Raw genomic sequence first — 24,395 nt, 5'->3', positions numbered from 1 at the left:
GGGAAATGCAGCGGCAAGCCGCTGCATAGCGAATGACTCCGCTAACGCTTCGTCAATTCCCGCGCAAGCGCGGGAATATGGATTCCGCAAGCGGAATCCTGAAAAGCAGTCAATTCCGCGCAAGCGCGGAATTGAAGGATTCCCGCAAGCGGGAATCCTGGGGCTGGCTACGAGGGGCAGGTGCATTACACGCGGGCCTGTGTAGCGACTGGGAATCCCAGCCACTATCCCCGCAGCGGATGTGACGGGCTGTCGGCCCGTCAGAGTGCCGGCCCCACCGCAGTGACGGGCTCCGCTGCGCTCCACCCGAATCCCGCCTCCACGCTCGAAACCACCCGGACACGTTCACCAATGCCCCATCAGCATACAGGACAATCGGCTGTTTCGGGGTGAGATTCGGTCATGTTGCACCCTGGGGGCGGAAGTTGGTGCGAGGATGATGCATCATGATGCGGCACTGTGTAGAGTCTGGGGCCAGACACCACATCCCCCGGTGTCGGCACCATCGCGCTGGGACTTCCTTCTGATTACGCGCCACATTCCGCGAAAAGGAGAGCACGGGAAATGGCCGTGAAGCTGCGTGACCACCAGATCGAGGCCGTGAACGCCATTGTGCGCGGCTTCGATATCCCGCCGGGCGGTATTTCCTGGAATGGCCTTCGCGGGCAGGTGCACGCCGCGTGTGGCACGGGGAAGACGATTATTGCGGCGGCGTCGGCAAAGCGTCTCGTGCCCAAGGGGCGCATTCTCGTGCTGGTGCCGACGCTGGATCTGCTGGCGCAGACGGTGAAGGCGTGGCACGACGCCGGGCACAAGGGGTCGGCGGTTGCGGTGTGCTCGCTCCAGGACGACCCGGAGTTGTGGAGCATGAAGGTGCGCTCCACTACGAACCCCGTGCAGCTGGCGCTGTGGCACGGCCAGGGGCCAGTCACCATCTACGCGACGTACGCCAGCCTCGGTGTCCTGGCGGAGGCTTTCGAGGGTGCCTACGGTCAGAAGCTTGATCCAGTAGACCTCGCGGTCGTTGATGAGGCCCACCGGACTTCGGGCTCGATGGGTAAGGCGTGGGCGGACATCCACGACCAGACCGTCATCCCGGCGTACCGGCGGCTGTACCTGACGGCGACGCCGCGGATCTGGGAGGAGCGGCTGAACCGGGAGATTGCCGAGGGGGTGCGTGACCCGCTGCCGCGTGAGATGGCGGCTTCCATGGATGACGAGGAGGTCTTCGGTCCCGTCCTGTACAAGCTCTCGCTCGCGTCGGCGGTGTCGCGCGGGTTGCTTGCCCGGTACCAGATCATCGTGCTGGAGCTCCAGGACCCGGTCGTCACCCCGGAGCGGCTGATGGGCGAGGAGCGGCGCAGTGAAGAGGTGCGCGGGCAGCGCCTCGGGGCTTTGCAGGCCGCGCTCCTGCACACCATGGCGCAGCACAACCTGCAGACCTGCATCACCTTCCACCACCGGACCATCGAGGCACAGGCGTACGCGGAGGGCCTGGAGCGCGTCGCGGCCAAACTGCACGCCGACCAGCCCGAGACGTACCCCGCTCGGATCTGGGCGGACTGGCTGTGCGGCGAGCACGTCCCCGAGCGCCGACGGGAAGTCCTCGGCTCGTTCGGGTCCACGGCGCAGCGGGCCGTGCTCTCGAACTGTCGCGTTTTGGGCGAGGGTGTCGATATTCGAAGCGTGGATTCGGTTGCCCTACTGGACCCCAAGGGGGCGCCGCACGATATCGTCCAGGCCATCGGCCGGGCGCTCCGTCAAAAGCCCGGACAGGGCAAGCTCGCCTCTCTGATCGTGCCGGTATTTCTCCAGCCCGGAGAAAAGCCGGAAGACATGTTCACCTCCGGCTCATACCGGCCCCTGGTGAAAGTCTTGGAGGGCCTGCGGGCCCACGATGAAGAGGCCGTGGAACTGCTCGCGATTCCACAGGAGCCTCAGAAGGACGTGGCGCAGCCGTCCGTGCATATCGGTGTCGCGCCAGAAGAGGGCGAGGAAGAATCCCGCTTGCTGCTCCGTTTTGCCGCCCCTAGGGATCCGGTGATGGTCGCAGACTGGGTCTCCTTCAACGTGATCGACACCGAACGCCAGGACTGGGCACGCGGCTGGGTGGCACTCAAAAAATTCACGGAGCGTGAGCATCACGCCCGAGTGCCTTATGGGCACAAAGAGGGCGCGACACCGCTTGGACAATGGGTCGCGGAACAACGAAGGGCGTACGGGGCCGGGCAGATGACCGGCCAGCGCGCGAGGCGACTCGAGCAGCTCGGCATGGTCTGGTCACTGGCCGATGAGCGGTTCCAGGAAAACTTCGAAGCCGCGAAGGCCTACTACGACCAGCACTGGACACTCTGCGCGCCCCGCTCCGCAACCGCGCTCGACAAACCAGTCGGGCAGTGGATCTCGAACCTCCGCCGCCCCGGCGCCCTCGACGGACACCCGGAGTGGAAGACGGCGCTGGAGGCCGTTGACGAGGACTGGAACCCGTCGTGGCCGGCGGAGTGGCAGCGGCACTACGCGGCCGTGCGGGAACTGCTGCGCGACGAAGAGGGCCAGACCGACGTCCTGCCTGGCGTCACCGTGCACGGGATGGACGTCGGACGATGGCTGGCCAAGAACCGCCAGCACGCCGTGTGGCAGAGCCTGATGGACGGGCAGCGCGAACTCCTGGAGCGGCTCGGCATCACGCCGCTGCCCGCGCCGAAGGAGGTCCCGGCGAAGGCCCGTCAGGGCGGCCCTGGTGCCTTCGAACGAGGCATTGCGGCCCTGGCGCAGTACCGGGCCCGCACCGGCTCGGTGACGGTCCCCAGGGCCCATGTAGAGCGGCTGGAAGACGGGACGGAGGTCAAGCTCGGGGTGTTCCTGTCGAACAGCAAGAGCAGGCGGGGGAAGCTCACCGCCGACAAGCTCGCCGCGCTCGCCGCCCTCGGGCTCAACTGGGCGGCATCCTGACGCTGTCGGGGTCCTTCGCTGTCACCGGCCTGCGGCATCGCACTGGAGTGCGTGTAGGCACTGGGATCCCGGGCCGCTGCCCTCGGGCTATGTGACGGCCGGGAGGGGTTCTGTGAGGCGGTCCAGCCGTTCGTAAAGGGCCCGCACGAGACAGGCGCGGTTCTGGGTGCAGCGGCCGTTCTGGGCGTGTGTCCTGGAGTCTCAGGAGGGAGCACCTTGCCGTTGACGACACGAATAGTGCTCGGGCTTGTCTTCTGCATTTCGGAGGCTGGCCGGCTGACCGCAGATGTGGCAAGGCGGGATCGGCTGGCCGGAGGCGTCGATCGCGGGCAGGACGGATTGGGGTGTCACCTCGCGGGTCTCGAGGACGACGGTGCGACTCTCGTGACGCTTCTTGGGCTCGTTGCGAACTTCCGTGGCTGGCCGGTCTTCCGTGCACAAGGCTCGCCTGTCGCCACGGCGAACTGCGCTGCGGTCCTCGCTCGAAGACTGCTCTTCCGGCCCGTTCGCTGACAGATATCGGTCCCACTGGTCGGAGGGGAGCCAGCCGTACTTGCCGTTTCGACGAAAGGGCACGCGCGCTCCCCCGGCCGCTTCCACAATGAATCGGGTGAGGGTCAGTGCCGATTTGCTTGTGTCGTAGGCAGCGCTGGACTGGTGCTCAGGCATGAGGATCAGATGCCAGCGACCGCAGTAGGCGTCGGAAAGGGGGTTCTCCGGGTCATACGGCTTCTCTGGGCAACGGGCAATGGTTCCGGTAGGGCTGCATCGCCCCTCTTCGAGCACGTAGTTCCCGTCTCGGACCTCGATCGGGTTCTTCTGGACGCGTATGACAGACGCCGGCAGGTTAGGAGTGCGCACGTACGGGACCACGCCAAGGCCGTCGTGATCGGGCTCCGCGAAATCCCAGACGGATCGGATGTTTGCGCGGCGGCGAAAACCCTCACGGAGACGCATGGTGCGGGCGGGCTGAAAGCTTAACTGGGGCTCGTAGCCCAGGACAATTCCGTTGTCGCCTTGGATGCGAACGTCGAGCCGAGCACGGCCGTCCGGCGTGGCCGACTCGACGTCGGCTCGGTAGCCATAGTCTTCTGAATCTTTGGCGACCCGTTCCTTCCTCGCCAGATGCTCGTCGGACTCGTGGCTGATAGCCCTCTCGCCTGGCTTCCGGTAGTGGGATGCCAGCCACACGCCGTCACGCTCGACGAGATACATAGAAACACGCCTGCCTCGAAGGTCCCGGCAGTCCGGGCAGATGAGTCCCCGCCGGTCGACGGGGACCCGTCCGCGCATGCTCACAAGCGTCGCCAGCAGTCCCGGCACTTCAGGGATCCCGAGGTCGCCCCGCTCAAGGTCCAGGTTGCGGCCCGCCGGCTCATAGCAGACAGGGTTCCGAAACAGTTCTTCATCGCTCTCGGGCTCAAAATCGTCTTCGCTGTGACTGTCCAGCACGGCTCTGCTCCTTTCAGCGAGCATCGAGGCCTTGCCACTGCGGCACAGGCGGCGCTAGGGCTAGAGCTAGGGCCGAGCGTGATTCATGCTGGTCACGAAATTCGCTCATGTGGTGTGTGTTGGTTCGCCCCGGTTCAGCATGACGGGTCGTCGGCCGTCCCGGTAGGTGGCCACAACGTGACCGCTGACGAGCTTTGATGCGCCGCAGCGCAGGTCATGAACGGCGCAGACCGCCAAAGTCGAATACCCGCGCACGACGGCGGGGCCGCAACGTCGTTGGACGTTGCGACCCCCGAGCCGGGCCCCGGGGATGTCATGACGGATCCTCCGGGGCTTGTACCGGTGACGGTGCTGTGTCCGGGGCGGAGAGCATGACGGGGCCTTGAGGGGGAGGGCCGCAGCTCCGGTGTCCCGGGGAGCAGCCTTCGGTGTGTGCCTCACGGCTTCTGCAGCGCGTACGTCTGGTACGGCACGGTGGTTCCGTCGTCGGTGTACCGGTCGGATGTGCCGGTTGGGGTGAACCCGGCCTTGGTAAGGACGTGGCCGGAGGCCGGGTTTGCGGGGTGGTGCATGGCCTCCAGGCGTTCGAGGCCGGCGGCGGTGAAGGCGAACTGGACGACGTGCTTGGCGGCTTCGGTGGCGTAGCCGTTGCCCCAGGTGTCCTCACGGAGGATGTAGCTGAGGGTGGCCATGTACCGGGTCCTTCGGCGCAGGGCGATCCGGCCGATCAGGTCGCTTTCGGCGGTGATTGCCCATGTCCACTGCTGGCGCGGGGTCTCCGCGGCCCGTGCGAGGGCCGTACGGATTTTGTTCTGTGCCTCGTCGAGCGTGAGTGTCCTGCCGGTCGTGTAGCGGACCGAGGCGCCGTTGTAGATGCGCTGGAGGGCCGGGGCGTCGTCGGGCGTCATGTCTTGCAGGGTCACCATGAGGCGGCCAGCTCTTCGGCGGTGGGCCGGTCGGCGGGGTCTGTCGACAGGCAGGCGGTGATGGCTTGTTCGAGGGCGGGGAAGGGCCAGGGCCGGACGGCGCTGATTGCCGTGGTGCTGCCCTTGGCGATGGCGCGCAGCTTCTCCATCCGGTCGGTGTCGTCGTCGTAGACGACGGGGCGGTGGCCGGTCCAGCACCAGAACAGGGAGGCGCCCAGGCTCCAAGTGTCGGCGGCCGGCTGTGCCTGGATGTGGGAGTCCTCGGGGGTGGAGAGGATCGCGGTGGCGATCTCGGGGGCGGTGGTGTGGGTGAGGGCGCCCCGGTACGGGACTCGGCGGTCGTGGCCCGGACCGCAGGCCAGGGCGTAGTCGATGACCGCCGCGCGACCGCCGGTGGTGACGAGGGTATTGGTGGGCTGTACGTCGGCGTGGGCCCAGTCGGCGGCGTGCATTCGGGCGAGGTGCTGCGCCCAGGTGCGGGCGATGCCCAGGAGCCAGGGGCGGACCGCAGCGCGGTCTCCTTCGGGCCCGCGGGCGAGGGCGAGGGCCCGCCACAGGGGTACGCCGTCGATCCAGTTGACGGCCAGCCACCGGCCGCCCTCCCACGTCCCTGCGCTCACCCGGTAGTCGGGGCTGAGGGCGCCGGCGGCGGTGAGGCGAAGGAGGTGGTCGTCCTCCTGGGCCATCTCGGCGGCCTTGTCGCGAGCCTCGTCGCCGTCGGGGTTGTTGGCCTTCAATGCGACGGTGCCCCGGGGTCCTCGGATCTTCCAGGCCCGGGAGCCGCGCCGGTCGCTCAGGAGCCGGGCGCGGGCGGGCTCGCCGATCTGTCCGGTGAGGAGGGCGACGGCTTCGCTGGGGGGAGAAGGTGTCTGGTCCATGTTCGGATCTCTTTCCACTCGGTGGGGATGTGCTCGAACACGTCGCGGCCGTCGTCGGCGGCTGCGGCGAGCGCGGCGGCCAGGTCGGGGGTCGCGCGCAGGAACTGCGGGTCGCGGCGACGGACGGCGGCCCTCACGGGGAGGAATGAGGCGGGGGCGGCCGGGATCCGGTGGCCGGCCGCGGTGACTTCCTCTTCTCCCGCGTAGAACTTGCCGAACATCACCCCGACCGGCCCGTAGAGGTTCTTCAGCGCCCAGTGCGGCCAGGCCAGCAGGTCACGGTGCCGGGTGCCGGGCACCTCGCCCACCAGGACGATGTTCTCGCACCGCAGGATGCCGTGCGGCCGGTTCAGTAAAGGCCGCAGCCACTCTGCGGCCTGGGCGCCCGCGTGGAAGAGCTCCGCCTCCACGGCTTCGGCGTCGCCGACGGCGCGGTAGACCGTCCAAGTCGTCAGGCCCGCGCGCAGGGACGGGGCCAGGTAGGGGCAGTGGGCGGTCATCTGCCGCGCGTAGTCGCTGATGTCCACGGTCGTCGGCCGAGTGGTGCTGGCCTCAACGAGGCGCAGCGCCCCGGCGGTGGGCCGGGGCGCTGGCGTGGTGCGGCCGGTGGTCACCGGCGGGCGGTCTCCGGCCGGTCGGGGGCGACGTCGTCGCCGTCGCCGCCGGTCGGGGAGCAGTCCCACTCGGCGACCACGGTGCCGGTGGCGCGGTAGTGGGCGATGGCCTTCTGGTCGACGTTTGCGTCGGCGTCGGTGAACCAGATCTCCGGCAGCGGTCCGTACGCCTTTTCGTAGGCGGTGACCCAGGAGATCGGGCCGTGGCCGTTGTTGGCGGCGTGGCCGATCGGCTGGCCGGCAGTCTCCTGGCAGAGGGCCGTGTAGTGGGGGGTGCCGAGCAGTTCGTGCCAGGCCGCGTCCACGGCCGGGGAGAACATCTCGGGTGCGGACTGGCCGTTGTTGAGGCGCTGGCCGGTGATGGTCAGGAACCGGCGCAGCTCGGTCGTTGCGGTACTCACGGTGGTGCCCCTCTCGGTTTCGAGTGGTACGCGCCCGGCCCGGGTTGGGCCGGGTGTGGTGCCGTGCACCGCGCACCCGGGAGATCCGGTCCCGGCCGGGTGCGCGGTGGTCTCAAGGGGTCGTGACGGCCTGGGGTGCGCGACGCCTGCGAGGCGGTCCAGGGCTCGTACAGGGCGCGTACGAGCCGGGCGTGGCCCTGGGCGCAGCGAGCGGTGCCTTCCAGCGGTACGGACAGGCGTCGCTCGGCTTCCTCGAGGACGACGTGGCGAGGGCGCGGGCGGCGTGGGCTTCGGGCAGCAGGTCCGCGGCGCGGCGGACAGCGGCGGCGACGGCGCGGGCGGTGCCGGTGAGCAGCAGGGCGATCTGCTGACGGTCCGCGGGAGGCAGGCCGGGGTTGCTGGTCCATCCCAGCACGGCTTTTTGACCAGGCACTTGTGGAGCTCCCGGTCGAGGAGGAGTTCCGCTTCGAGGCGTCCTTCGGGGTCGTGGAGGACCAGGTGCGTGCTGCTCATCGGTGCCTCGCTGGCGTCGTGTGGTCGCGGGCGGCACGGTCTCCTTCGTCGGACATCGACCGCATCCCGACGGTAGGGGCGGGCGGGATGCGGTAGGACTGACTGTGAGTACGGGTTTCGGTGCGCAGGGCGACCGGGGAGCAGGCCGGTATGGGCAGGCCGCGACGAACATCAGCAGGTGCCGTGAGCGGGTTCGTGTTGCGCCTGGTCCGCGAGTCGATGCCGCGCACGCAGGCCGCCTTGGCGGAGGCCCTGGGCGTGGACGTGGAGACGCTGCAGGGCTGGGAGTCGGGGCGGCGCCCGTTGGCGAACATGCGGGCCGGGGCGCTGCTGGAGTTACGCAGGCGGCTGCCGGCGCTCGGCGCGGACGTGACGCTGGTGCCGTGGCTGGACGCAGCGATGGACGCGGACCGGATCATCGCGGCCGGGCTGGACTGCCAGGCCCCTGGGCCGCACCCGCTGGCCGGGTGGGTGCACACCCGGGACACCGCGCACATGCTGGCCTGGGCGCTGAACGGCACCGTCCCGCCGGCGCTCGCCGGGCGGTTACCCCGGCCCCGGCGCGGCCCGGTCGCCGCCGCGCCGCAGCTGGCGGCGGCGGACCGGGCTGTGTTCTTCGACCACCTGCGGGGCACGACCGAGGCGGCGGCCCGGCAGGGCGAGAGCGGGGTGCTGCTGCACCGCCAGGCGCTCTACCTCGCCTCGTACGACCGGGGGCCGGACGCGGCGGCATGGACCGCGCACACCCTTCACCGGCGCCGTGACGTGCTGGCCCGGCGGGGTTGGTCGCCGCACTGGGCGGAGGCCCGCTCCACCGCCACGGCGCTCGCCCGGCTGGGCGATCCGCAGCCGCTGCTGGACTTCATCGACCGCGCCCTGGCCGACGACGACACCGCGGAGGCCGCGAACCTCAACTACTGGGCGCTGTGGCTGGGGGCGTTGCCGTTGCCGCAGCCGGACGATGCCTTCATGCGGGACCGGGACCTGTCGGGCTGGGATCCGGTGACCCTGCTGCGGGGCCTCGCCCGCGGGCTGCACCTGGCACCCGGCTACGTCGACCTCTACGCGCACTCGCTGTGGGCGCTGCTGGCGGCCTTCCCGTGGCTTTCCCAGGCCGCCGGGCCGCTCGCGGGCCCTTTACACGAGCAGGCCGGCCAACTCCTGGACGGGGCGGCGCTGTCGGCGAGATCGCGGCGCGAGCTCGCCCACGTCCACTACGTTTTCGATCACAATCGCTGACACTGGAGGACCGCATGGCCGACGACACCATCCAGGGCACCGCGAGCTTCATCTCCGAGATGGGCGTGCTCAAGCGCGTCGCACGGACCGGCTGGTGGTTCACCGGCAACAAGGCCCCCGAATCCGTCGCGGAGCACTCCTTCCGCGTCGGGGTGATCGGCTCGGTGCTCGCCATGATGGAAGGCGTCGACCCGGCCCGGGTCGCGCTGATGTGCCTGTTCCACGACAGCCAGGAGACGCGGGTCGGGGACATCCCGCACATCGGCCGGAAGTACATCAAGGCCGCCCCGAACGGCGAGGTGACCGCCGACCAGGTCTCCAACGCCCACCCGGCCGTACGCACCGGAGTGCAGAGCGCGGTCAACGAATACGAGGCCGGCGAAACCCCGGAGGCGATCGTGGCCCGCGACGCCGACAAGCTCGAATGCCTGGTCCAAGCGGTCGAGTACCGGGAGCAGGGCTACAGCCTCACCCAGAACTGGATCGACACCAGCCTCGCCTCGCTCAAGACGCCGTCCGCGAAGGCCCTCGCGGACGCCGCGCTGAGCATGGACTCGCTCCAGTGGCAGCAGAACTTCCTGCCCTGACCGGCACCGTCCCCGGCGAGGCCCCTGGCGTTGCTGGGGGCCTCTTGCCGTCCGGCGGCCATCCGTTGCGTGTTGCGGCAGGGGGGCGGCTGCGGCCGGGCAGCGGGGTATGGCGTGAGGCGGTCTTGTGCCGCAGTTCGCGCCTGGCTGAGGCTTGGCTGATCACACACGGAGGGGGTACCTCGATGGGACGGTTCAAGCCCAAGAAGCAGCGGCGTGACCGGCAGCAACCACCGCGTCAGCGGTTCCACATCGACGACCGGGCCGTCAGCCAGGCGGAGATCCTGGCGGCTGGGGCGCAGCTGAGCAACAACGTCGACGACCACGGCCGAGCGGCGGCCCCGGGACCGGGTTGCGGGTGACTGCACGGCTCGAAGGGCGCTGGGGCGCCGCTGGCGAGGTGCGCCCTGCGTCGGGGCCTATCCGCCGCGTTCGGGTGCGGGCGGTGGACTTGCGCTACGATTTGCTGCGTCCGGAGGTTGATTCGCTGGCAATGGTCCCGCCAGGTGCTGCCTGCAGTCCGGAGGACGGCCGGGAGTGAGGAAGGTAGCCCGGGACAGCCCGCCTGAGCCACGCGGGAAGGCTTTCTGTTCCCGAAGGGCCTCCCGTGGCGAAGAAGAAATCCTCCAGCGTCGAGCCTCAGGCAAAGCTCCGTTCTGTCATCTCTCCTGCTTCCCCGGGCGGCCCCCAGGTTCTGCGCAAATCGTTGATCGTTCCCGCAGCAGGGGTGTTTGTCCTCTTCCCTGAGTTCGGGGGCGCGGTAGTCGTCGTGGAGCTGATGTTGGTGGTCGCGATCGTGCTCACCGCGTTGTGGGGCCCTGGCCCGGAGCCAGCAACCGAACGTGCCTTTCGTATCCTGGGGATGCTGCTCAACCGTCCCGAGCCGCCAGTGCAGCAGTAATTCGAGGGCGCACCGGATCTCTGGCCCTGTCTCACATTCGGTGGTGACAGAGCGTGCTGGCTTGTCGTTGACATGACGTGTGGAATGTCAACGAGCTTGTGGATGTGGTGTTTTCGGGGCTGTCGTCGCTGGTCATCGAGGAGGTGACCGACGAGGGCGAGCGGATTCTGGTGCGGGCGCGGACGCCGGAGGAACCGGTGCCGTGTCCGGGTTGCGGGGCGCCGTCTGGGCGGGTGCACGGCTTTCACCTGCGGACGGTGGCCGATGTGTCGGTGGACGGGCGGCGGGTGGTGGTCCGTGTGCGGGTGCGGCGCCTGGTGTGTCCCACGCGCGACTGCCGCCACACCTTCCGCGAGCAGGTGCCCGGGGTACTGGAGCGATACCAGCGACGCACCGCCCGTCTGACCAGGCAAGTCAAGGCCGTGGTCAAAGAGTTAGCAGGCCGGGCGGGGGCACGTTTGCTGGCGAAACTCGCTGTGGGCGTCTCGCGTCACACTGCCCTGCGCGCCCTGTTGCGCATCCCGTTGCCCACCGGGCGGGCGCCCCGCGTGATCGGCGTCGACGATTTCGCTCTGCGCCGGCGGCACCGCTATGCCACCGTGGTGATCGACGCCGAGACCCATGAGCGGATCGACGTGCTGCCCGACCGCACGGCCCACACCCTGGAGGCGTGGCTGCGTGCCCATCCGGGCGTCGAGGTCGTGTGCCGCGACGGCTCGGCCACCTATGCCGAGGCCATCCGCCGCGCCCTGCCCGATGCCGTGCAGGTCGCCGACCGCTGGCATCTGTGGCACAACCTGTGCGAAGCCGCCCTGAGTGAGGTCAAGGCACACAGCAGCTGCCGGGCCACCGTGCTGGACGCGCCCCTGTACGACGGGCCCCGCGCACAGACCACCCTTCAGCGCTGGCACCAGGTCCACGACCTGCTCGGCCAAGGCGTGGGCCTGCTCGAATGCGCCCGCCGTCTGCAACTGGCCTTGAACACCGTCAAGCGCTACGCCCGTGCCGATCAGCCCGAAAGGATGCTCCGCGTCCCTAAATACCGGGCCAGCCTCGTCGACCCCTACCGCGAGCACCTGCGCAAACGCCGGGCCGAGAACCCCGCCGTCCCCGTCCTGCACCTCTTCCAAGAGATCAAGGCCCTCGGCTTCACAGGCTGTCTCAACCTCCTGCACAAGTACATCAACCAAGGCCGCGCGGACGCCGACCGCAGCCACATCTCCCCGCGCAGGCTCGCCCGGATGCTGCTCACCAGGCCCGACAAACTCAAGGCCGAGCATCACGACCTCCTGGCCCGGCTCACCGCCGCCTGCCCCCAGCTGACCCAACTGGCCGCCCACATCCGAACCTTCGCCCAGCTCCTGAAGCCTCACCCAGGAAATGCCGCCACGCTCGAGCTCTGGATCGCCCAGGTCCGCGCAGCCGATCTGCCCCATCTGCACGCCTTCACCCGGGGTCTGGAGCGAGACCGCGACGCTGTGATCGCCGCCTTCACACTCCCATACAGCAACGGACCCACCGAGGGCGTCAACACCAAGACCAAGCTGATCGCGCGGCAGATGCACGGCAGAGCAGGGTTCACTCTCCTCCGCCACCGCATCCTCCTCGGATAGCATCACCCTCCGCTACCACCGAATATGAGACAGGGCCGTTTGATGGACAGCCCCCCTCCCCGCCTTCTTCTGTCGTCCGGGGACGGACGGCGTCATCCGTCGTGGCAGAGGGGTTCTTCCGGGATGGGGGCGCCCAGACTCTCTCTTTCCTCAGTGGTGAATTCCCGGTAACCGACCACGCGACACAGCTGACGCTTCCACAGGTCGGCGTCGAGCCGGATGGTGCGGTGCGGGGTGTCCGCGAACTCGTCGTCACGGAACAAGAGCGTTTTGCCGTCGCCCGAGGCATCGATGTAGGAGTACCCCGTGGAACCGTCGCCGTCGGGGACGCCGAAGGTATAGGTGTCTTTCGACCTGCCCTCGTCGATGTCGTAGAAGTGCACCGAGGCACCGGCAGCCAGCAGGAAACGCCCGTCGCGGAGGAACTGGGCGGCGAATGCATTGCCGTGGGGGTCACTGGTGAAGATCGGTCCGATCCTCTTACGGGACGGACTGCTCTGCCAGAGTTCGGCGTTCCCTCCCCGGCGGAGCAGAGCGAAGTGCTTTCCGGCCGGGCCGAACTGGATCGACGCCGTGTCCGATCCCGTCTCGATCGTCTTCACCTCGCGCCCCGTCACCGTGTCGACGATGTGGACTTTCGGCTCCCCCCACACCACGACGGCCACATGACCGTCCTTCGGATACGTAGTGAATGTAAGGGTGCTCTTGGCGGAGACACCGGTGATCAGTCGGCGCAAGTCCGTCTGCTCCGTCCGACGGCCGGTCCTCCGGTCCCATTTCTGCACCACCGTGCCGGATAACGTCACCACGCTGTCTCTGGTGAGGAGGAAGCTGAAACCCGAGTCCTCTGACCCGCGGTCAACAGCCGGCGGATCCATGGCGGTGATCGTACGGAGCGGACGTAGGTCCGAGGCCCGGCGCAGCAGGACGGTGCTCTTCCCGACCTGGTCGGCCACCACCTCCCCGTCCGCACTGAACGCGACCACCGCGTGCCTGCTTTCGAGGTCGCCCGCCTGGCGTTTCGTACTGGCCAGCACTTTGCCGGGCTCATCCGACGTGCGGCGTTCGATACGTTTCCCGTCGTCTGCCAGGCCCACGAAGGACTTCCCGTCAGGGGAGAGGGACGGTTTCATCAGCGGATCCGCCGGAGCACTGTTCGGCAGGGCCGGAATGTACATCACGTTCTTCTCTGTGGAGGCGAGGATCACTGGTGCGCCGTGGACCGAGACCACCTTGTGCACCGTTTTTTCGTCGTCTCCGGAACTCCTGCCGAAGAGCCGACGTCGATCATTCTTCAGGTCCAGCAGAGAAAGACGGGACCCGTAATCATCGTATTCCTGTGTCACCGCCCATCTGCCGCTGTCATCAACGGCTTCCAGCCCGCAGGTGTTGCCCTCGCCCAGGCCCCGGTCCGTGGAGTGGAGTACCGCACCCGGGCGCCCGGTACTCCGTACGACGAGTGCGCGCCCTCCGTGCTTCTTCGACGACTCGCAGCTGGCGACCGTGTTTCCTCCGGCTGAGACCTTGAGGTGCGCGGTCGGCGGCAGGATGACCTGCGTATGCCGAGTGCTCCGATCGATGGCGATCAGCGAGCTTTTCTCGGCCTTCTGGTCGTAGGCGTGAGCGATCAGCCTGCGGTCGTCCGAGCTGATGTAGACGCCGTCGAAGCTGCTCGTCTTCGGCAGGCCGGGAGGCAGCGGAACCGTTCCCGACGTCCCCTTCTGAAGATCCCACCAGGCGACAGCGGTGGAGCCCGCCCCTGTCTGCGCGACGATGCGCCCGTCGCTCGAGATCGCGGCGTTGTCACTGATATCGCTGAGGCTGGGCGGCGAGCTGAGCCGGGGCGGCAGACGGTGCGCTGGGCCGGCCAGCCGGCCGGGGCCGCCCTCTGGCCGCACGTCGAACCACACCAGTTCCCGCTGTTCCGTGAAGAATCCGGCCCGGCGCCCGTCCGGGGAAACGAAGCTCAGTTTGGCCTGGTACGGCAGGTCGAGCCGTTGCCTGCTCACCGTTCCCGTGGCCGCGTGTACGTACAGGGTGGGCTTGCCGATGTCCGAGTGAACGAGGACAACTTCGCCGTCCGCGCTCGCAGCGACGCTGCTGACGGAGCCGTCAGATCCGGACAGCATGCGCTGATCGGGGCGGTACGCGAGCCGGGCGCGCAGGAGGGCATCGCGGGCCTGCTCTGTCGGGGACGTCCGGTAGGCCGCCAGCGCCATCATGACGGAGACCACTGGATCCGAGGTACGAAGGTCGGTCGAACTCTGCGCCAGCACGCGTGAGGTGGACTCCGCCGCGCGCTGGTTGCTGACGTAGCGGTAGTAGGCGAACAGTGAGCCGAGGAGGACCGCCAGGGCGGTGAGGGAGGCGATGGTGGTGGTCAGGGCCCGCCGTTTGCGCCGTCGTGCCTGCCGGTGGGCCTGCCCGCGGCGAAGGTAGTCCTGCTCGGCGTCGGTCAGGAACCGGCCACGGTCGGGCAGCCAGCGTTCGGCCGCTTCCAGGACTGACTGCGAGGGCAGCAGATCGGGCGCCCTGCCACCGTGCTCCCAGCGTTCCCTGTCGTGGCGCAGCGTTTCGCGCCATACGAGAAAGGACCGGTCTTCCTCCGTCCAGTCGGCCAGGCGCCGCCATTGGCTGATGAGGGCTTCGTGCGCCACCTCCACCGTCTCGACGCCCTCGGCGCTGCGCCCGGTGACGAGCAGGCGCGCATCGGCCAGGATCTGCGCGATGCTCCAGGCCTTGGTGTCCAGTTCACTACGCAGGGCCGTCCGCCGTGTGATCGCGCTGGTGCCGAGGGGCACGCGCACCAGCGCCGCGAACAGGCGGCGGGCGGCGGGCAGCGCGGACTCCGGGACGTGCGCGCTCCACAGGCGTTCGGCGTGCTGCCCCAGCGCGCCCGCCACGCCGCCCAGTGCCACGTAGGACTCGTGGGTGAGGACCCCGCCCTCCTGGTTCCGCCAGAGCCGGTCCAGGGTGAAGCCGAGCAGGGGCAGCGCGCCCGGTTCCTCTCCCGCGTCGGCCAGCACGCGTTCGACGAGACCGGCCTCGTAGCCGACTCCCGGTACGGCGGCCACCGGTGCGGTGACGATCTGGCGGAGCTGTTGCGGGCTGGGAGCGGCAAGGGCGTAGAGCCGGGTGCGGAGAGCGGCACCCACCTGCGCATGGGCCAGCGCCCTCTCCAGGAAGTCGGCGCGGAGGGTGGTGAGCACGTGCAGGTCCCGCGGAAGGTTCGCCGTGTAGAGCGCGTCGGCCAGCTCGTCCACAAGGTCGGGAGCAGAGACGAGCAGTTCCTCAAACTGGTCGACGACGAGCAGCAGGCTGCGCGTTCCGTGACGTTCCCGTATGGCGGTGACGGTGTCCGCGACGCCCTGCTGCGCGAGGACGCGTACCAGCGCCGGAAGCCGGTCCAGCCGTTCGACAGCGGACAGGTCGGGCTCCAGGAGAGGCAGCAGCGCGGCTGCCAGTGCTGACAGTGGCCGGCTGCCGGAGGCGGGACGCAGTACGCCCACGGAGAATCCCTGGGCGCGCAGGCTCGGCACCACGCCGGCCAGGACGAGCGAGGATTTACCCGACCCGGACGGGCCGACCAGACAAACCTGCCGTTCGGCGGCGACCCTGGCGGTCAGCTCCTGGGTCTCTTCCTCCCTCCCCCGGAAGGATGCTGCGTCCGCCTCCCGGAACGGAGCCAGGCCGCGGAACGGGGAGGGCTGCAACGTCAGGGCCCGCAGCGGTTCCCAGTTGCGCAGCAGTGCGTTGGAGGGGATGAGGTAGCTCGCCGCGGGTTCCCCGGACTCGGCAACGACCACCATGCCTACGACGGCGGACAGGTCCTCGTCCCACACAGGACTGCCGCTGAAGCCCCCGGAGACGCGGTAGCCGTCGGACGCCAGGTCGGTCTGGATCCACCCGTCGGCCTGACGGGAACGGAGTACTCCGGCGTGCCACACACCGGCCTGACGCCCCTGGGGGAAGCCAAAGATCCGAGCTGGATGTCCCCACACGTCCGGGGCGTCGACCATTCTCACCGGGCGCTCCTGCGGAATCACGGTCTCCAGACGGAGCACCGCGACGTCGTCGCCTGTCGTGAAGTGCACGATCCGTGCCGGCACCGGGGCCCGGCCGGGCTCGGCTGCGGGCAGCAGCGGCAGATCCACGAACACCCGCGCCGCGGCCGCGGGAGGCTCCTCCTCGGGAGTTCCCAGGGCGGCGCTCACGACGTGGGCACAGGTCAGGGCAGTCTGTTCCCCGACCAGGAAGCCGGCACCCCAGCAGTTTCCCTGGTGGTCCGTGATGCGTAGGACGGCCGAGTCGAGCGCCGCCGGGCCGCCCCGGCCTGTCGGTGCGGCACTGTCCGGCACCCTCACCCCTCCGGATCGGCAGCCCGGCGGCCCGCATCCTCCGCCTGGTTCCCGCTGCGGTCCCACTTGAGGATCACGGTGAAGTGTGCCTGAGCCGTGCTACTGCTGATCACAATGTCGGCCTCGGCCGACATCGACAGGCCGAACTCCACGGTAATCTCCTGCGGACCCCGCGCAGTCTCACTGAAGGTGTTCACCAGTTGCTGGGCCACGGGCCGGAGCCCGGACAGCATCTCTCCCATGGACCGGGTCGCCCTGGCCACGACCTGTCCAGGCCGAGCCACCTTGACCAGTCCGTCTCCCGGCTTCTCCTGAACCTCGACCTTGACGACCTGACCCGCTCCGTCACCGCCCTCGTCCAGCGGCAGCTCCACCACATAGGCCATCGTGCTCCCCCGTCACATCCGATCGCTCCGCCCCTCGTTTCGTGTAGGACGCGGCCTCATCAACCACTCCATCGTCGCCGGTCACAGGGCAGCAATAACCATTTCGGCCAACCTCCGCGGTTCCGTGGCCGACCTGCGGCCCTGGTCAGCGCCGAGCCCGATCGACACCCCTGCCGACCTCGCCACCGCGGCAGCCGTCTGCTCTTGACGACCGCCGAAGGCTCCGCCGCAGGATCGGCCGATGGCGTGGCCGGCCAGTTCGCTCAAGGCACCGCACGGCTCTCCGCCGGCCTCCGTCAGCTCTTCTCCAGCCGGTCAAGATGGTCGACCAGCAGGCTCAGCGCCCGCTCCACGGTCTGGCGGCGCACCTCGTCGCGCGTCGAGCCGCTGCTTCTGAACTCGTGGCTAACGGTGCGCCCCGTGTCGGAGACGCCGATATAGACCAATCCCACGGGTTTGCCGTCCTGACCGGTGGGTCCGGCGACGGCGAACTCCCCGGACGACGCGGAAGCGCTCCTCGTCCCACGCCGGGTCCACGATGAGGTTGATCGCCACGTTGAGTCCGAGCCGACGTGCCGCCTCCAGGGCGCGGAAGTTGTCGTCGGGGCTGACCCGCTTGCGGTAGAGGTCCAGTCCCTCGGCGTCGATGGCCTCCATGCCGAGGAACATGTACTTCAGACCCAGCCGGGCCCAGCGCTGGAAGACCTCTTCGTTGCGCAGCAGGACGCCGCTGCGGGTCTCCAGGTAGTAGTGCTTGCGGATTTTGCGGCGTTCCAGCTCGGCGGCGATGGCATGCCCGTGCTCGGGGCGGATGAAGGCGACGTCGTCGACGATGAATACGTTTGGCTCCCGGTGTCCGCGTACTCTCCGATGTGGCCAGTCCCGTACGAATGAACGTGGCCAGTGATCAGGCCACGTTGGTGTCCCGTTCGATGGCCTTGAGGCGATTCTTGAGCCGGTAGCTGGGGCCGTTGATCGCGACGACGTCGCAGTGGTGCAGGAGGCGGTCGAGGATCGCGGTGGCGAGGACTTCGTCGCCGAAGACCTGGCCCCATTCACTGAAGGTCTTGTTCGAGGTCAGGATGATCGAGCCCTTCTCGTAACGCTTCGAGATGACCTGGAAGACCAGGTTCGCCTCGGCGCGTTCCAGGGGCTGATAGCCGACCTCGTCGACCACCAGAACGCCGGGCCGCAGGTAGGAGCCCAGTTTGCTGGTCAGCCGGCCCGCGGCCTCGGCGGCCTTGAGGTGGCGGACCATGTCGTCGAGCGTGGTGAAGTAGACCGAGAAGCCGGCCCGGCAGGCCGCGACGGCCAGAGCGACCGCAATGTGCGTCTTGCCCACTCCGGGCGGGCCCAGCAGGGCCGCGTTGGCCTTGGCCTCGACGAACGAGAGGGTGGCCAGGTCTTTGACCTTGCGCGGGTCGAGGTCGGGCTGGAACGAGAAGTCGTAGTCGTCCAGCGTCTTGTGGTGCGGCAGCTTCGAGAACAGCAGAGACCGGCGGAAGCGGCGGTCGTCCCGGACGGCGAGTTCCTCGGAAAGCACCAGGTCGAGGAAGTCCAGGTAGCCGAGTTTTCCTTCCTCGGCTCGTCGGGCCAGCTCATCGACGCTTTCGGTGAGGTGGGGCAGACCGAGCTTGGTCGCCGTGGTGCGGATGCGGTTGCCGGTCAGCTCGCTCAAGACGATTCCTTGCTCTGGGAGGTGAAGGGGTGGGTGCCGGTGAGTTCGTCATAGACCGACAGTGGGCGCCGGCCGACCTCGATGCGGGTGGCCGCGGCCCTGTTCAGCAGGGCCTGCAGCGGACCGGCATCCGCATCAGCTGCGGGCTCGTGCCGCGGCGGGGGAACGGACGCGTCGGTGGTGGTCCGCCGGTTGTTGCCCTGGGGCAGACCGCTCCAGTGGTTTTCGTCGACGACACGGGCCCCGCGGCCAACAGCCCGGTCGTGGACGGCCAGCAGACTCTGAGCACCGGCGTCTGCGGCGGTCAGATGCAGGCTGATCTGCGATCTGGTGGCCCGGATCTCGACCAGCTGGCGGGGGCGAACACGGCGGGCGGGCACCGAGTAGAGGTTGCCGTCGAAGGCGACCATGCAGTCCTTGCCGACATGTCGCAGCTGCCGCTCGGCCACCAGGTACGGGTTCGGCGGCAGCGGCTTGAGGGCCGCGTGGTCCCTTGCTGCCCGGTGCCCGATGACCTCGTGATGAGTGCCGTGGGTGCGGGCCCGTCGCTGCGGCACCCAGGCCATGAACGCGGCGTCCATCTCCTCGACGGAGGAGAAGGCCCGCCCGGCCAGGACATGATCACGCACGATCAGAACCTGCCGTTCGACGCGGCCCTTGCCCATAGGGCGGTAGGCGGCCAGCACGTCGATGTCGAAGTTGTAGTGGCCGGCGAACCCGACCGCCTCCGGATGCAGCGGAACCGCCTCACCAGGAGCGACGTGGCGGCGGACCACGGTCTTGGTGCGGTCATAGACGATCGACATCGGCACCCCGCCGAAGTGTGCGAACGCCCGCCGGTGGCAGTCGAAGAACGTCTGCAGGTCCTGACTGGTGGTGAAGCAGCAGAACGGATCACGCGAGTACGACAGCGTCATGTGGAACGAGTAGACCTTCGCGATGCCCAGATGGGCGAGGATCTTGCCCTCGTCGGCGCTGAAGCCAAGCTCGCCCAGATCGACCGGCGAACCACCGTCGCCCTCGGTATGCCCGATCTCAGCCGGATCACCGGACACACGGTCACTACCACCGGCCCGCAGGGCGCTGGTCAGCCTTCCGGAAGTTAGTTCAGAGAATCCGAGACACTGATCACCTGGGCCGCAATCACCCTCATGACCAGGCGCCTCGCGCGGAAAGGCGCCACCCCCAGCTGGCCGAGGCGTCCGGCGACCGCCGTCGCCTGATCCGCCTCGAACAGTTCATGGCTTCGGGCAGCGCGGGCCGCTGCCGAGTTGGCAGGGGCCCGCGGCAGAAACAGCAGAGGAGCGCCGGGACCTGCCCTCGACGAGCAGCATCCTGGCCAGCACGGCATACCGTCTGCTGGTGGCCTGACGGCCCAGCCTCACTTCAGGTGCCGGGCGAAGAACCCGGCCGCGTCCTCCCCTGCGAACTGCGGGACGCCCGTGTGGCCGCCCATATTGGCGTGCAGCGTCTTCTCCTTGGAGCCGAAGGCGTCGAACAGGTCCAGGGCCGCCTGCCGGTCGTTCCCATCGTCGTCCCACTGCAGCAGGACATGCAGCGGAATGGTGACCCGGCGGGCCTCCTCGAACATGGCCGCGGGCACGAAACTCCCGGCGAAGAAGCCGGCGGCCACGATGCGCGGCTCGACCACCGCCAACCGGATGCCGATGGAGATCACTCCCCCTGAGTACCCGACCGGGCCGCCGATCTCGGGCAGCAAGAGAAGGGCATCCAGGGCGGCCTGCCATTCCGGGACCGAATTTTCGACGAGCGGGAGGATGAGGGCGTCGATGATCTCGTCGCCGACCGGCTCGCCGGCCTCCATAGCCCGGCGAAGGTCGGCGCGGGCCTGCTCGACGGCGGCCCAACGGGGCCGGTCACCGCTCCCGGGGAGCTCGATGGTGGCCGCGGTGAAGCCATCCGCCGCGGCGCGCCGGGCCCGCCCCGCCAGTCGGGGGTACATCTTGTGCAGTCCGAGCGGGGGATGGCCGAGCAGGATCAGCGGCGCCGGTGCGGATGCGGAGGCGGATGCGGGCGTCCACAGGATGCCGGGGATCTCGCCGAGGGTGAATTCGCGCTCGAGGATGCCGTCGTCGAGGCGCTGTTCAGAAGTGAATTGCATGGTCGTGCCTTTCGGGAGTGCGCATGTACGGCGCTCCCGGACGACCTATCGCCCGACCGTGACCCCGGAGGAGAGCACCCAGGTGAATACGGTCACGGGTACCACCTCCTCGTTCTCTCGCACGGCCTCCGGAAACGTAGCAGTGGTCGCGGTGGTCCGCCAAACGGGTTCTTGCGCGGGCTCCGTGGCCGGATGCCAAGGAGTCAGAACACCACGGCGAGCTACTTGGGGCCTCATCGCGGCTTCCCGAGGCGAGGCTCTGCGACGGCGGGGCGCGCTGGGGGGCGCTGTCGTTTCTCAGGATCTGGCCCAACTTGTGTGGTGCGCTTACTGAGCGTGAGATATCCGTTGGTAAAGTGCAGAAGCGACGCTGGCCGCCTGCCGTAGCGCGTCGCTGGTGGCTGGTGGCACCTGATGGGACATAAATCGGTTCCGCTCTGCCATGTTTACTTGCTAGTACTTTTGGAATGCGTGAGACGTTGCAGGCGAGCCATGTTGCCATCGTGACAGGAGCGAACCAGGGGATCGGGGCGGCGACCGCCAGAGCACTTGCCCACCGCGGTGTCGCGGTGCTCTGTACTTACCTGAGGCCGCACGATCCTGATCAGACAGACTCGACGGAGCGCTATCACATCGATCGGGCTGCTGAAGGCGTCGAAGTAGTTGAAGGGATTCGTCAGGCAGGTGGGCGGGCCGAGGCCTTCGAAGCGGATCTCAGTGACCCCTCTGCTCCCGGCGCCATCTTCGACACGGCTGAGGAACGTCTCGGTCCAGTCGACATCCTGATCAACAATGCCTCGGGATGGGTTCAGGACTCCTTCACTCCGGCACCGGTCGACCGGTTTGGCCGGCCGCTGCGTTCCGTCACCGCGCAGACGTGGTCCCGGCAGTTCGCAGTAGATGCTATGGCCCCGGCCTTGCTGATCAGTGAGTTTGCCCGGCGACACCAGGCCCGCGCTGCCCGCTGGGGGAGGATTGTCGGATTGTCGTCGGGCGGGGATCTCGGCTTTCCCGGTGAAGTCTCCTACGGCGCTGCCAAGGCCGCCCAGACCAACTACACCCTGTCCGCCGCTGCGGAACTGGCTGACTTCGGTATCACCGCCAACGTGGTGCATCCGCCGGTGACCGACACCGGATGGGTAACGGACGAGGTGCGACAATTCGTCGCATCGAGTCGCACACATTTCCATGTCGCCGAGACAACCGAGGTTGCCAAGACCATCGTGTTCCTCGCGTCCGATGAAGCCAGGCTTGTTACCGGCAACCTAATCGCCCTCCGCTGAAGCAAGCAGAGCACGCTTTCGAAGGAGGTCGAAGCCGGCCCGCCCGAACATCTGGCGTTTGAGCATCTTGATCCGGTTGACGCGTCCTTCGACCACACCTGAGCTCCAGGACAAGGTGAGCCCGGCGATGACGGCGTCGAGGTCGCGTTCGAGTCCGGCGGCGAAGGCGTGGAGGCTGGGCAGGTCGTCTTCTCGGACGGCGCGGAGCCACTGAGGCAGCTGGTGACCCTCGCGGTGTGTGAGCATGTGGGCAAAGGTGCGAACGTGGCCGGTAAGGGCGTTCAGCTCAGGGCAACGGGAGAGGACGGCCTTGAGCTGGAGGTGTTCGACTTCGGGCAGGCGCTCGGGATGCCGCAGGATCCATACGGCAACCGCGCGGGGTGACGGTGGGCGAGGACCGACAGACTGGGGCGAGGATCGCTTGAGGTGGATGTAGGCCCGCACGCCTCCGTAACTGCCCCGGTAGCCTCGGGTGGTGATCTCCTCTCATAGCTTCCAGGCGTTGGTACAGCCCTCGGCCCAGCGTTCGTCCAGGTAGGGCTTGAACTCGTCGAGTTGGCTAGGACGGTTTTGCCATTGCCCCTGGAACAGGTCCTCGGGACCGGCGGCGTCGGCGTATCGCTTCACCGTCCGGTAGGTCATGCCGAGCTGGCGGGCGATCGCCCGTCGGCTGTGGCCGGCATCCAGAAGTGCGTGGACGGTGGCGTGCCGGGACCACACAGTCAGTCTCCGCCCGGGTAACAGAGCCCCCGCACGTCCGCAGCCACGGCCGCACGATGATCCGGACGAAGGAAACCTGGTCCGTCCGAGTGAGTGAGGGCCCGACTCCGGTACGAGCGAAGTCTCGGCTGGCTCATGCTCCGCCGACGCCTGGCCCGCGACTACGAGACCCTCCCCGCCAGCTCCGAAAGCCATGGTCCACGTCGCGTCGATCGACAGCCTCGCCAAGCGTATAACGGACGAGACGACCCCCACCCGGCGAGGAACCTACTAGGAGATAAAGGGCAATCCACCCACACTAAACGCCCTTCCAGGACTCCCCGCCCCGGTGCAGGTGAGCAGCGGCCCGCCGACATGCGGTGGGCCGCTGCTCACCTGCGCGCTGCTTCGCTAATTCCTCATGCCCCATCTACCCGTTGAACCAGGCGTACACGACGGCACGCTCGGCGTCTCTGCGTCAGCTGCCGTGGTTCTCGGCCACCGCGACTGTGTTGTTGCGATTCAGCGGCATGATGGTCTGGTTCCGATCGAGCGGTGCGATCGTCCCGTGATTCTTGCGGTCCGACGGCGCAACCGTGTTGTTGCGCTCCGGCGGTGTGGCCGTCTGGGCCAGTGCCGACCCGGCCGTGGCCGCGAGGATGCCCCCGCAGAGGGCGCTGTAGCCCCGGACGATCTGTCGGTTCGGGACCTCTACGGCTCCAGCTCGCACACCTTGCGGTAGCGGATCCGCCCGCCGTCGGACGCGTGCACCAGGTGCAGCGGGACCGGGTGGGGCTCTCGCGCTCCGTGCAGCCGGACCGGGATGGTCACCATCCCGAACGAGATGGGCACGCGAGCGATCGTCTGCGGCACGCTCCCATCGCACCGCCGACCAGCAGTGGTCGCATCTCGGCACGGCTCCCTGCCGACCACCTCCGCTTCGGCGGTCAACATCTTGGCTCCCGCCCGCAGCAATGCGGAGGGCTGCTGGCAGTCTTGTCGATCGGTAGATGCGCGCCTTGGCCACTTGAGTGGGCTCCAGGTATCCATAGCCGGACTTCCCGTTGGTCACGGCGAGGTTTGCCTCCCTCAAGTCCGCGCGCTGGAGCTCCGCGTCGCTGAGGTCCGTATACAGGAAGCTCGCCCCACGGAGCACGGCACCACTGAGCTTGGCTTCTCGAAGGTCGGCCGACTCCAGGTCCGCAACCTGGAGTCGGGGCGGCGTGGAGTAGCCGGACCTCTGGGGCTGTAGCCCAGGCGCAGCACCATCTGCATCTGGCCCGTGCCTGCTTTCGGGTCGCGGGCCAGCAGGCGCAGGTCACGGTTTTCCAGGGCGTGGGAGGTCAGGGAGGTGGCCAGGTCGGCCAGTGTGGCCTCCAGCAGGACGCGTTCGAGCGCCTGCCCGGCACGCAGCCAGTCGGCGGTCCGTCACCGGGCGTGCTGAGCAGGGCCAGATGCGGGGTGTGCTCAAAGACGGTGGCACCGCGATCGGCGACCCGGCCGGCGGCCGGTGAAGTCCCGCACGGGAGCCTTGCCGTCCCGTTTACGCGGCCCGAACGCGTACTCGGGGACGCCGTCGACGGCGGTGTCCGCTTCCGGTCCGAGCCGGGTCCAGCGCACCAGGTCCTCGCTGGCGTCCGGGTCCATCACGTCACGGCTCTCCGCATCACGGACCAGATCAAGCAGTGTCTCGGCATGCCAGGGGCCGGGGAAGAGCAGCACCGCTCCCTCCTGTGCGGCGGCGTTCTGCAAGGCGGCCTTCACTTCTTCGGGAAGGTCCTTCTCGGCGAAGG

The 24,395-nt window shown here is 68.4% G+C and carries 23 protein-coding genes and 4 pseudogenes; 9 read left to right on the top strand and 18 right to left on the bottom strand.

Annotated elements, in window-relative coordinates; all coding sequences use genetic code 11:
- Positions 1-564: 564 nt before the first annotated feature.
- The gene (locus ACTWQE_RS27165) at positions 565-2,952 is read left to right on the top strand and encodes a Helicase associated domain protein (RefSeq protein ID WP_443331693.1); all 2,388 of its coding nucleotides are present in this window, start codon (positions 565-567) and stop codon (positions 2,950-2,952) included.
- 201 nt (positions 2,953-3,153) lie between these two features.
- Here ACTWQE_RS27165 and ACTWQE_RS27160 read toward each other — a convergent pair whose 3' ends face one another.
- The 6 genes from ACTWQE_RS27160 to ACTWQE_RS27135 form a co-directional block, all read right to left on the bottom strand.
- On the bottom strand, positions 3,154-4,404 hold the full coding sequence (locus tag ACTWQE_RS27160) for a hypothetical protein (RefSeq protein WP_443331692.1): 1,251 nt from the start codon (positions 4,402-4,404) through the stop codon (positions 3,154-3,156).
- Between the two features lie 437 nt (positions 4,405-4,841).
- Entirely contained in the window at positions 4,842-5,330 is a 489-nt protein-coding gene (locus ACTWQE_RS27155) for a GNAT family N-acetyltransferase (protein ID WP_443331691.1), read from the bottom strand.
- Positions 5,324-6,208: a protein kinase domain-containing protein gene (locus tag ACTWQE_RS27150; RefSeq protein WP_443331690.1), complete on the bottom strand. Its 885-nt coding sequence runs from the start codon at positions 6,206-6,208 to the stop codon at positions 5,324-5,326. The genes ACTWQE_RS27155 and ACTWQE_RS27150 overlap by 7 nt, the downstream gene beginning before the upstream one ends.
- Positions 6,124-6,822 carry a DUF6875 domain-containing protein gene (locus tag ACTWQE_RS27145; protein ID WP_443331689.1) on the bottom strand — a complete coding sequence of 233 codons (699 nt, stop codon included), beginning with the start codon at positions 6,820-6,822 and terminating at the stop codon, positions 6,124-6,126. The genes ACTWQE_RS27150 and ACTWQE_RS27145 overlap by 85 nt, the downstream gene beginning before the upstream one ends.
- Entirely contained in the window at positions 6,819-7,223 is a 405-nt protein-coding gene (locus ACTWQE_RS27140; protein ID WP_443331688.1) for a hypothetical protein, read from the bottom strand. The genes ACTWQE_RS27145 and ACTWQE_RS27140 overlap by 4 nt, the downstream gene beginning before the upstream one ends.
- Before the next feature lie 112 nt (positions 7,224-7,335).
- Positions 7,336-7,656, bottom strand: a complete 321-nt coding sequence (locus ACTWQE_RS27135) for a hypothetical protein (RefSeq protein WP_443331687.1) — start codon at positions 7,654-7,656, stop codon at positions 7,336-7,338.
- Positions 7,657-7,919: 263 nt separating this feature from the next.
- Between ACTWQE_RS27135 and ACTWQE_RS27130 the strand changes: the two genes are divergently transcribed.
- The 5 genes from ACTWQE_RS27130 (at position 7,920) to ACTWQE_RS27110 (ending at position 12,076) form a co-directional block, all read left to right on the top strand.
- Positions 7,920-8,975, top strand: a complete 1,056-nt coding sequence (locus tag ACTWQE_RS27130) for a helix-turn-helix domain-containing protein (protein ID WP_443331686.1) — start codon at positions 7,920-7,922, stop codon at positions 8,973-8,975.
- A 14-nt stretch (positions 8,976-8,989) separates the two neighbouring features.
- Complete coding sequence (locus ACTWQE_RS27125; RefSeq protein ID WP_443331685.1) at positions 8,990-9,562, top strand: HD domain-containing protein; 573 nt, start codon at positions 8,990-8,992, stop codon at positions 9,560-9,562.
- A gap of 185 nt (positions 9,563-9,747) precedes the next feature.
- Positions 9,748-9,924 (top strand): hypothetical protein, encoded by a 177-nt coding sequence (locus ACTWQE_RS27120; protein ID WP_443331684.1) that lies wholly within the window; start codon positions 9,748-9,750, stop codon positions 9,922-9,924.
- A gap of 245 nt (positions 9,925-10,169) precedes the next feature.
- On the top strand, positions 10,170-10,463 hold the full coding sequence (locus ACTWQE_RS27115; RefSeq protein ID WP_443331683.1) for a hypothetical protein: 294 nt from the start codon (positions 10,170-10,172) through the stop codon (positions 10,461-10,463).
- Positions 10,464-10,540: 77 nt separating this feature from the next.
- Positions 10,541-12,076: an ISL3 family transposase gene (locus tag ACTWQE_RS27110; RefSeq protein ID WP_443331682.1), complete on the top strand. Its 1,536-nt coding sequence runs from the start codon at positions 10,541-10,543 to the stop codon at positions 12,074-12,076.
- A gap of 92 nt (positions 12,077-12,168) precedes the next feature.
- Here ACTWQE_RS27110 and ACTWQE_RS27105 read toward each other — a convergent pair whose 3' ends face one another.
- The 6 genes and pseudogenes from ACTWQE_RS27105 to ACTWQE_RS27080 all read right to left on the bottom strand — a co-directional run bounded on the left by ACTWQE_RS27105 (position 12,169) and on the right by ACTWQE_RS27080 (position 19,553).
- Complete coding sequence (locus ACTWQE_RS27105; protein ID WP_443331681.1) at positions 12,169-16,434, bottom strand: nSTAND1 domain-containing NTPase; 4,266 nt, start codon at positions 16,432-16,434, stop codon at positions 12,169-12,171.
- Between the two features lie 2 nt (positions 16,435-16,436).
- Positions 16,437-16,820: a CU044_2847 family protein gene (locus ACTWQE_RS27100; protein WP_443331680.1), complete on the bottom strand. Its 384-nt coding sequence runs from the start codon at positions 16,818-16,820 to the stop codon at positions 16,437-16,439.
- A 296-nt stretch (positions 16,821-17,116) separates the two neighbouring features.
- On the bottom strand, positions 17,117-17,272 hold the full coding sequence (locus ACTWQE_RS27095; protein ID WP_443331694.1) for a CinA family protein: 156 nt from the start codon (positions 17,270-17,272) through the stop codon (positions 17,117-17,119).
- A gap of 21 nt (positions 17,273-17,293) precedes the next feature.
- Positions 17,294-17,672: pseudogene (locus ACTWQE_RS27090) on the bottom strand (radical SAM protein); the annotation flags it as partial.
- Positions 17,673-17,727: 55 nt separating this feature from the next.
- Complete coding sequence (gene istB, locus ACTWQE_RS27085; protein WP_443331679.1) at positions 17,728-18,498, bottom strand: IS21-like element helper ATPase IstB; 771 nt, start codon at positions 18,496-18,498, stop codon at positions 17,728-17,730.
- Positions 18,495-19,553 (bottom strand): Mu transposase domain-containing protein, encoded by a 1,059-nt coding sequence (locus ACTWQE_RS27080; protein WP_443331678.1) that lies wholly within the window; start codon positions 19,551-19,553, stop codon positions 18,495-18,497. Before ACTWQE_RS27080 ends, istB begins: the two co-directional genes overlap by 4 nt.
- A 54-nt stretch (positions 19,554-19,607) precedes the next feature.
- Between ACTWQE_RS27080 and ACTWQE_RS27075 the strand changes: the two are divergent.
- Positions 19,608-19,712: pseudogene (locus ACTWQE_RS27075) on the top strand (IS5-like element IS4811 family transposase); the annotation flags it as partial.
- 167 nt (positions 19,713-19,879) lie between these two features.
- Here ACTWQE_RS27075 and ACTWQE_RS27070 read toward each other — a convergent pair.
- Positions 19,880-20,620 carry an alpha/beta hydrolase gene (locus tag ACTWQE_RS27070; RefSeq protein WP_443331677.1) on the bottom strand — a complete coding sequence of 247 codons (741 nt, stop codon included), beginning with the start codon at positions 20,618-20,620 and terminating at the stop codon, positions 19,880-19,882.
- A gap of 467 nt (positions 20,621-21,087) precedes the next feature.
- Between ACTWQE_RS27070 and ACTWQE_RS27065 the strand changes: the two genes are divergently transcribed.
- Positions 21,088-21,903 carry an SDR family NAD(P)-dependent oxidoreductase gene (locus tag ACTWQE_RS27065; protein ID WP_443331676.1) on the top strand — a complete coding sequence of 272 codons (816 nt, stop codon included), beginning with the start codon at positions 21,088-21,090 and terminating at the stop codon, positions 21,901-21,903.
- On the opposite strand, the gene ACTWQE_RS27060 is transcribed toward ACTWQE_RS27065, so the two are convergent.
- Positions 21,886-22,347: an ISL3 family transposase gene (locus ACTWQE_RS27060; protein ID WP_443331675.1), complete on the bottom strand. Its 462-nt coding sequence runs from the start codon at positions 22,345-22,347 to the stop codon at positions 21,886-21,888. The genes ACTWQE_RS27065 and ACTWQE_RS27060 overlap by 18 nt on opposite strands.
- A 42-nt stretch (positions 22,348-22,389) precedes the next feature.
- Complete coding sequence (locus ACTWQE_RS27055) at positions 22,390-22,623, bottom strand: helix-turn-helix domain-containing protein (RefSeq protein WP_443331674.1); 234 nt, start codon at positions 22,621-22,623, stop codon at positions 22,390-22,392.
- Positions 22,624-22,731: 108 nt separating this feature from the next.
- Between ACTWQE_RS27055 and ACTWQE_RS27050 the strand changes: the two are divergent.
- Positions 22,732-22,897, top strand: a pseudogene (locus tag ACTWQE_RS27050) (IS5/IS1182 family transposase); the annotation flags it as partial.
- Between the two features lie 183 nt (positions 22,898-23,080).
- Here ACTWQE_RS27050 and ACTWQE_RS27045 read toward each other — a convergent pair.
- The 3 genes and pseudogenes from ACTWQE_RS27045 to ACTWQE_RS27035 form a co-directional block, all read right to left on the bottom strand.
- A complete protein-coding gene (locus tag ACTWQE_RS27045; protein WP_443331696.1) occupies positions 23,081-23,332 on the bottom strand; it encodes a hypothetical protein in 252 nt (83 codons plus the stop codon).
- Positions 23,314-23,454, bottom strand: coding sequence for a hypothetical protein (locus tag ACTWQE_RS27040; RefSeq protein ID WP_443331695.1), 141 nt, complete (start codon positions 23,452-23,454; stop codon positions 23,314-23,316). The genes ACTWQE_RS27045 and ACTWQE_RS27040 overlap by 19 nt, the downstream gene beginning before the upstream one ends.
- A gap of 363 nt (positions 23,455-23,817) precedes the next feature.
- Positions 23,818-24,395: pseudogene (locus ACTWQE_RS27035) on the bottom strand (Acg family FMN-binding oxidoreductase); the annotation flags it as partial.

Origin of the sequence: Streptomyces sp. 8N706 (genome assembly GCF_052245415.1) — a bacterium.
In the GTDB taxonomy this organism is placed as follows: Bacteria; Actinomycetota; Actinomycetes; order Streptomycetales; family Streptomycetaceae; genus Streptomyces.
This window is presented reverse-complemented; position numbering and strand designations above follow the sequence as displayed.